Origin of the sequence: Streptomyces anatolicus (genome assembly GCF_019400875.1) — a bacterium.
Lineage (GTDB): Bacteria > Actinomycetota > Actinomycetes > Streptomycetales > Streptomycetaceae > Streptomyces > Streptomyces anatolicus.
The window spans coordinates 1-6,553 of sequence record NZ_WMBF01000357.1 but is presented as its reverse complement, the minus strand read 5'-3'; the positions used below and the strand labels follow the sequence as shown (position 1 = coordinate 6,553).

The following is a 6,553-nucleotide window of genomic DNA, read 5'->3' as shown; positions in this document are numbered from 1 at the left end:
ATGAAGGGCTGCGTCACGGCCGCGTGCCTGCCGAAGTGCCGTATCTCCGCGAAGAGGTAGTAGGCGACGGCGGCCATCAGCGTGCAGAGCAGGACGATCATGCCCGCGTTGCCAGGCCCCTGGAACTCGTCCTCGCCCGGGTCCACCCCGATCAGCACGAGCCCCGTGATGTCGAGGGCCGTCACGACGGCGAGGACGACCCAGTCGTGCGCCTTGCGGGTCACCGTGGCGAGCCGCAGCAGCGGGGCCCAGGCGAGCAGGCCGCAGGTCAGGACGGCGAGCACTACGAACATCACGCGCAGCGTCACCTGTGTGCCCCCTGGCGGGGGCGGCGGCTGCCGCTGCGCGTAGCCGTGGCCGTGGCCGTGCATGGCTGCTCCTGGTACCTGAAGGACGGACGAATGCGGATCGAGCGTATAGGCCGACAACGGGAAGCGGTCCCGGGTTGTACGGAACCCAGTACCGAACCGTTGTCGTACTGGTCACGGGCCCTTCGCGGGGGCACCTCACTCCGGTCACTCCGGCGGAAGCGTGCCTTCCGTCAGTGCGTCGTGCATGCCGCGCACCAGCCGCTCGCCGAGCCTGCCCGCGAGGCGCAGGGCGTCCTCGAAGGCGGCGAGTTCCCGGAACCGCTCGCTGTGGCCGCGCTGCCCTTCGAGCGGCAGGCGGGGCAGCCGCAGGCGGCGGACGTCGAGCCGGGCGGAGGTGGAGGCGTAGCTGCTGGCGCGGCGGTGGTTGGCGGTGCCGCGCAGGAAGCCCGCGACGAACCACGGGTCGAGCGCGGCCGGGTCGGGCCGCAGCAGGGTGAGGCCGCGGCCGAGCGCGGCGCCCGCGGTGGCCTCGTCGATCACGCGGGCCGCGGCGCCGCCGCCGGAGACGGGGACGACGACGTCACCGGGCTCGGTGCGCACGGCGGTCTCGTCCGGGGCGCCCTCGTGGGCGGTCCCCGAGGGCGCGCCGCCGGTCAGCACGTCGTGGTCGGTGAGGACGGGGACGCCGGTGGCCCCGGCGCCGGTGCCGGTGTGCAGGGTCAGGGCGCCCGCCCTCGCCAGTTCGCCGACGGTGGTCGAGGGCGGGTGCGGGGCGCCGGCGGGCTCGTCGGGCGCGAGGGCCGGGGTCAGGTCCGCGGCCCGGCGCAGCGCCTCGCCGAGGCTCTCCCGTACGGTCGCCAGTTCCGTGCTGCCGCCGCCGGTGGCGGGGGGCGGCAGCCTGCGGGCGGGGGCCAGGTCGACCTCGTCGTCGAGGAGTTCGAGCACCGGCACCGACCGGGCGAGGCCGGGGCGCTCCTCGGCGGTGCCGTGCCGGTCGAAGGCGCGCCAGGCGTCGAGCACGGCGTCCTGCACGGCGGGCCAGAGCTGTTTGTCGCGGCCGTCGGCGGCGAGGATCCCGGCCGCCTCCACCAGGAGCAGTTCGGGCGCGGGCGGCGCGGCGGGGCCGGGCCTGCGCAGCACCCAGACGTGCAGGGGGAGGTTGTAGGGGGGCGCGGCCCCGGCCGGCAGGGCGATGACCGCGCGCAGGGCGCCGCGGCGCAGCAGGTCGGCGCGGATGCGGCGGCCCGAGCGGCGGGAGGCGGCGGCGGGCGGCATCAGCAGGACGGCGGTGCCGCCGTCGACGAGGCGGGCCAACGCGTGCTGGACCCAGGCGAGTTCGGATTCGGCGCGGGCCGGGAAGCCGTACTCCCAGCGGGTGTCGTAGGCCAGTTCGTCGTGGCCCCAGTTGCGTTCGTTGAACGGCGGGTGGCAGAGCACGGCGTCGGCCCTGCGGTCGTCGTAGGCGTCGGCGAGCAGGGTGTCGGCGGCCATGGTGCGCACGGTCGCGTCGGAGTGCAGGGCGAGGCGCAGCGCGGTGAGGGCGGCCAGCTCGGGGGCGCTGTCCTGGCCGTACAGGTACTGGTCGGGGCGCGGTGGCACGGCGCGCAGCAGGGCGCCGGTGCCGCAGGCGGGGTCGAGGACGGTGCGGGCGGGGGCGGTGATCTGGGCCAGCTCGGCCATGAGCGCGGCGGGGCCCGCCGGGGTGAGCGTGTACTGGCGGGGGTTGGCGTCGGTGTGCCGGCCGAGCAGGAACTCGTACGTCTGCCTGGCGCCCAGCTCGGCGGCCAGCTCCGCGACACCGCGCAACAGCGTTACGGACGGCAGGAGTTCGACGGGCTCGGGGACGCGCACGGCCCGCCTGCGCCGCACCCCGAACCGCATGGCGACCACCTCGTCGAGCTGGTCCGGCAGGAGCTTGGCCATCCGCTCGTCCGACACGGCGCTCACCGCGAGCCAGGCGGCGGGCTTGTCGCGGACCAGGAGGAGGGCGCAGCCCGCGTGCAGGAGGGCGGTGACGGGCCCCGCGGGGTGTCCGGCGAGCTGCTGCCAGACGCGTTCGCGCAGGGGGACCTCGACGAGCTTGCCCTGGGCGCGCAGCCAGCGTTCGACGTCGGCGAGCGCGAAGGAGGGGCTGGTCTCCGTGCCGCCGACGGGTCTGGGGAAGTCCCCGTGCCTGCGGCGCCAGTTGCTGACGGCGGCGCGGCCCACCCCGGCCAGCCTGGCGATTCCGGCGGCGGTCACCTCGGTCGCGTCGTCCCGCGGCTTCATTGCAGCAGCTCCCCTCGTCGCGCGGGGTCAGTCGCGCGGGGTCGAGCATACCCAGAGCAACCGCCGCACGGAGGGCTTCACGCGTGTTAACAACTGTTTCACATGTCGTCAGGTTGACTCGGTTCACAGCATTCTGCTGTGATGACTCCACCGAACGACTTCTCTGGGGGGTTCCCATGCGTCACCACCTGCGTCACCCGCGTCTGCGCCGTACCGCGATCGCCGCCGTCTGCCTCGCCACCGCCGCCACGGCGGGCCTCACGGCCTGCGGCAGCGAGGGCGGATCCGCGAAGAAGGCGGAGAAGGGCCCCTTCGCCGGCATGTCCGGCGGCAAGATCGCCGAGAAGGCCGTCGAGACGACCTCGGACGCCAAGTCCCTGCGCATCAAGGGCGAGGTCCCGGACGGCGAGGGCGGGATGCTCTCGCTGAACATGGCCATGGACACCAAGGGCAAGTGCGCGGGCACCATGGGCATGAACAAGGAGGGGTCGATCGAGCTGATCGTCCCGGGCAAGACCGTCTACTTGAAGTACGACGAGGAGTTCCTGCGCGCGCAGAGCAAGGGCGAGCCCGAGGCCGACGTGCAGGCCGCCGTGGACATGTTCGCGGACCGCTGGGCGAAGACGAAGGCGACGAGCGCCGACGCGAAGGAGATCGCCGCGTTCTGCGACCTCGACACCGTGCTCGCCGACTTCAAGGGCGTCAGCTCCGTGGCCCGCAGGGGCGGGACGACCAAGGTCGACGGCACCCCCGCGATCAAGCTCACGGAGACCGACGGCAAGGAGAAGTACACCCTCTACGTCGCCACCGAGGGCAAGCCGTACCTGCTGCGGGTCGACACGGCGAAGGGCGGGAAGGTCGACACTCTGAAGTTCCGTGACTACGACAAGCCGGTCAAGGCGACGGCGCCGACCGGTGACGTCCTCGACATGGACAAGCTGTGAGGCTGACGCGCCTCTCCCACCGCTCGTGAGGGCGCGGCACGCTCACAGCGTGTGCCGCACCCATATGTTCGGCTCCACGTATACGCCGTAGCCTCGCGCCAATTCGCAGTGCACCGGCACCAGGGCGCCCGGCACCTCGACCGGGCCCTCCTCGTCGAAGGGCAGCCCGGTCCACTCGCGCCACTGCGCGGTCGAACCGGACACCGTCATGGAGGCGTGCGCGACCTTCTCGATGACGCCGCCCGCGCGGACGTGCACCCGCAGCCACGGGTCGTGCGGCAGCCCGTCCTCGCGCGTGCGGTGGGCGTACTCGTCGATGTGCGCGGCCGGTTCGAGGTGCTTGGCGTTGGGGCGTACGGGCGCGACCACCTCCGTGAACCCGCGGGCGCGGGCGTTCTCCCGCAGCGCCGCGAGCATCCGCCCCGATATGCCCTTGCCCTGCGCGGTGAGGTCGACGGTGATCTCGATGGCGCTGACCGTGTCGGGTTCCTTGCCGTGCCGCAGGTCGGAGAAGGCCCACAGCAGGACCTGGTCCCAGCCGCCGTCGGGCAGTTCGCCCCCCGCGCGGCCGCGCAGGGCGAGCGGGACGCTGAAGGCGCGGGCCACGACCTTGCCGGTGCCGCCGTCCGTGGCGACCAGGACGTACTCGGGGAGGTCCGCGACGATCCTGCCGATCAGGGACCAGCCGACGGGGTCGTGGAGGATGAACTCGGGCCAGTCCTCCGCCATTTTCCAGAGGGGGTCGGCGAGTTCGGGGCGCTCGGCCAGGGTGGTGATCTTCAGGTCCATGCGGGGGTAGGGTACGCGTCCCTCAGGGTGGGCGGCATGGAATTACCTGCGGCAACGTCGTGGCTGGTCGCGCAGTTCCCCGCGCCCCTTCGGGGCGCATACCTCGCGGGACGCCACCCTGGCCGAGGCCCCGAAGTGGCCCCGAAGGGGCCCTGAAGGGGCGCGGGGAACTGCGCGACCAGCCCCCACTCGGCCGCGGATATCGCCTCAGTCGGCGCGGAAGCGCGGCGGCGCGCTCGTCGGGGCGGGGCCGGTCGGGAGTTTCCTGTCGGGGCAAGCCGACAGGACCCTCCTCATCGCCCGCTTCTCGGCCGCCGTCACCCACACCCCGTACTTCTTCTTCACCCCGACCTGACCGGCCACGTACGCGCAGCGGTACGCCTTGTTCGGGGGGAGCCAGGTCGCCGTGTCGCCGTCGCCCTTGCTGCGGTTGGGGCCCGCGTCGACCGCGAGGAGGTTCAACGGGTCGTTGGCGAAGGCGATGCGCTTGGCCGGCGCCCACTGCGCCGCGCCCTTCTGCCAGGCGTCCGAGAGCGCGACGAGGTGGTCGATGTCGACCTGGCTGCGGCCGCGCCGGAACGTCACGTCCTTGCCCGAGTACGGGTCGGGCGCGAGCCTGCCCGCCACGACCTGGCAGTCCCCTCCCCGGTACCTGACGTCCTCCAGGTCCCGCTTGAGTATGTCGTCCCGGGTGGGGCAGCGATTGGAGTCCGTGTCGGCCCAGGCACTGCCGAACCGGTCCCGGTCGTAACCGGTCCTGGGCGCTCGGCCCTTGACGGTGAGCGTGTCGACGGCCGCGAGCGCGGAGCCCGCCTCGGCGCCGGACCCACCGGCGCCGCCCCCGCTCCCGCCGTCCGTCTGCACGTCGCAGCCCGTGAGCAGCGCGGGCACGGCCACCAGCGCGAGCAGGGCAGAGGTGGTGCGCCGGTTCACCGTACGCCGGTTCATCGCACGACCACCGTGTCGCCGAGGGCGAGCGGCGCGGGCGTCACGACGTCCGTGTGGATGCCGATGCACATGCCGCGGGCGGCGGTCAGCGTCTTGAGGACGCGGTTGTCCTCGGGGAGGCCGGGCTGGGCCTGGGTGACCATGACGCAGCGCTTGACACGCTTGATGCCGCGCAGCCGGAGCGGGGCCGTGCCTCGGCCGCCGCCGAGGACGATCTCGCGGCCGATCCAGTCCTCCTCGATCCAGGGCTCGTCGGTCTCCACGACGATGTTCTTGCGCAGCCGCCGTACGTCGACGGGGTCGGCGTCACCGAGCAGGTCGCCGAGCGCGCGGAGCGAGGCGGTGCCGATGAGGGAGACGGGCGAGACGTCCTTGAGGCTCTCCGAACCGTCCTCGGCCTCACGGACCAGTTCGACACCGTCGCCGAAGCGCTCGGGGACGCGGGGGTCGCCGGGGCGCAGCGTCGCGCCGTCCGGGGCGGTGATGACGGGCAGGCCGTCCTCGTCGTACGCCGCGTAGTGCTCCAGGAGCCCGGGGATGCGGCGGAAGCGAGGGTGGTTCTTGCCGCTGCCCAGCTTCCCGTCGGCACAGCGCAGGGCCCACCGCCGGTCGCCGATGGCGCCCCCCGCGTCGAACTCCAGCCGCTCGTGCTCCTCGCCGAGCATCGACTTCACCGGGAACCTGCGCAGCCCCACGACCTTGAGCGTCACTGCGCTCTCCCCTCCCCTGGGCGGACTTGGCGACCTCAACGGTAGCCGCCGCGCGTCGCGGGCCGCGGTCCGCCTCCCCGGCCCGGAGCGGCGAGGCAAAAGCCGTAACATCTGCTGATCCATCACGCTTCAGGAGATTCATGCACAAGCGCCTGCCCCAACTCGCCCTCCTGCTCGCCGTCATCGCCGTCGGCGCCACGGCGTGCGGCCCGTCCGACGCCTCCTCCGCACCGTCCGCGAGCAAGCCGACGGCAGTGAGCACACCGACCCCGGCGACTGCCTCCCCCACTGCCCGGGGAAGAGGGCTGAAGGGCGCGGCGGCCGCCTTCTACCTGCGGACGCTGCGCAAGCACTACCCGGATCTCGACCACATCAGCGACGCCGCGCTCGTCGCGGAGGGCGACGCGCTCTGCACCATCCAGGGCGCGGCCCTCGGCGAGCAGTTCACCAAGTCCATGCGACGGCTCGGCACGTCCAAGAAGCAGACCTCCCGCATCATGGGCGCCGCGCACGGCCTCTGCCGGGACGACGACGAACAGCTGTACAAGGACTGACGCGGCTCCCCGGGGGGTGGGTCCGGGGG

General features: G+C 73.3%; 6 protein-coding genes and 1 pseudogene. 2 read left to right on the top strand and 5 right to left on the bottom strand.

Annotation, left to right across the window (positions count from 1 at the left end):
• Together GKQ77_RS24655 and GKQ77_RS24650 are read right to left on the bottom strand one after the other, a co-directional pair.
• Positions 1-371, bottom strand: a pseudogene (locus GKQ77_RS24655) (hypothetical protein); the annotation flags it as partial.
• A 144-nt stretch (positions 372-515) separates the two neighbouring features.
• Positions 516-2,579 (bottom strand): N-6 DNA methylase, encoded by a 2,064-nt coding sequence (locus GKQ77_RS24650; protein ID WP_219691125.1) that lies wholly within the window; start codon positions 2,577-2,579, stop codon positions 516-518.
• Between the two features lie 203 nt (positions 2,580-2,782).
• On the opposite strand from GKQ77_RS24650, the gene GKQ77_RS24645 reads away from it, so the two are divergent.
• Entirely contained in the window at positions 2,783-3,523 is a 741-nt protein-coding gene (locus GKQ77_RS24645; RefSeq protein ID WP_219691126.1) for a hypothetical protein, read from the top strand.
• 42 nt (positions 3,524-3,565) lie between these two features.
• On the opposite strand, the gene GKQ77_RS24640 is transcribed toward GKQ77_RS24645, so the two are convergent.
• From GKQ77_RS24640 to GKQ77_RS24630, 3 genes are all read right to left on the bottom strand, one after another.
• Positions 3,566-4,312 (bottom strand): N-acetyltransferase, encoded by a 747-nt coding sequence (locus GKQ77_RS24640; protein WP_219691124.1) that lies wholly within the window; start codon positions 4,310-4,312, stop codon positions 3,566-3,568.
• Positions 4,313-4,519: 207 nt separating this feature from the next.
• Positions 4,520-5,260 (bottom strand): HNH endonuclease family protein, encoded by a 741-nt coding sequence (locus GKQ77_RS24635; protein ID WP_219691123.1) that lies wholly within the window; start codon positions 5,258-5,260, stop codon positions 4,520-4,522.
• Complete coding sequence (locus tag GKQ77_RS24630) at positions 5,257-5,970, bottom strand: MOSC domain-containing protein (RefSeq protein ID WP_219691122.1); 714 nt, start codon at positions 5,968-5,970, stop codon at positions 5,257-5,259. Before GKQ77_RS24630 ends, GKQ77_RS24635 begins: the two co-directional genes overlap by 4 nt.
• 140 nt (positions 5,971-6,110) lie before the next feature.
• On the opposite strand from GKQ77_RS24630, the gene GKQ77_RS24625 reads away from it, so the two are divergent.
• The gene (locus tag GKQ77_RS24625) at positions 6,111-6,524 is read left to right on the top strand and encodes a hypothetical protein (protein WP_219691121.1); all 414 of its coding nucleotides are present in this window, start codon (positions 6,111-6,113) and stop codon (positions 6,522-6,524) included.
• Positions 6,525-6,553 lie beyond the last annotated feature (29 nt).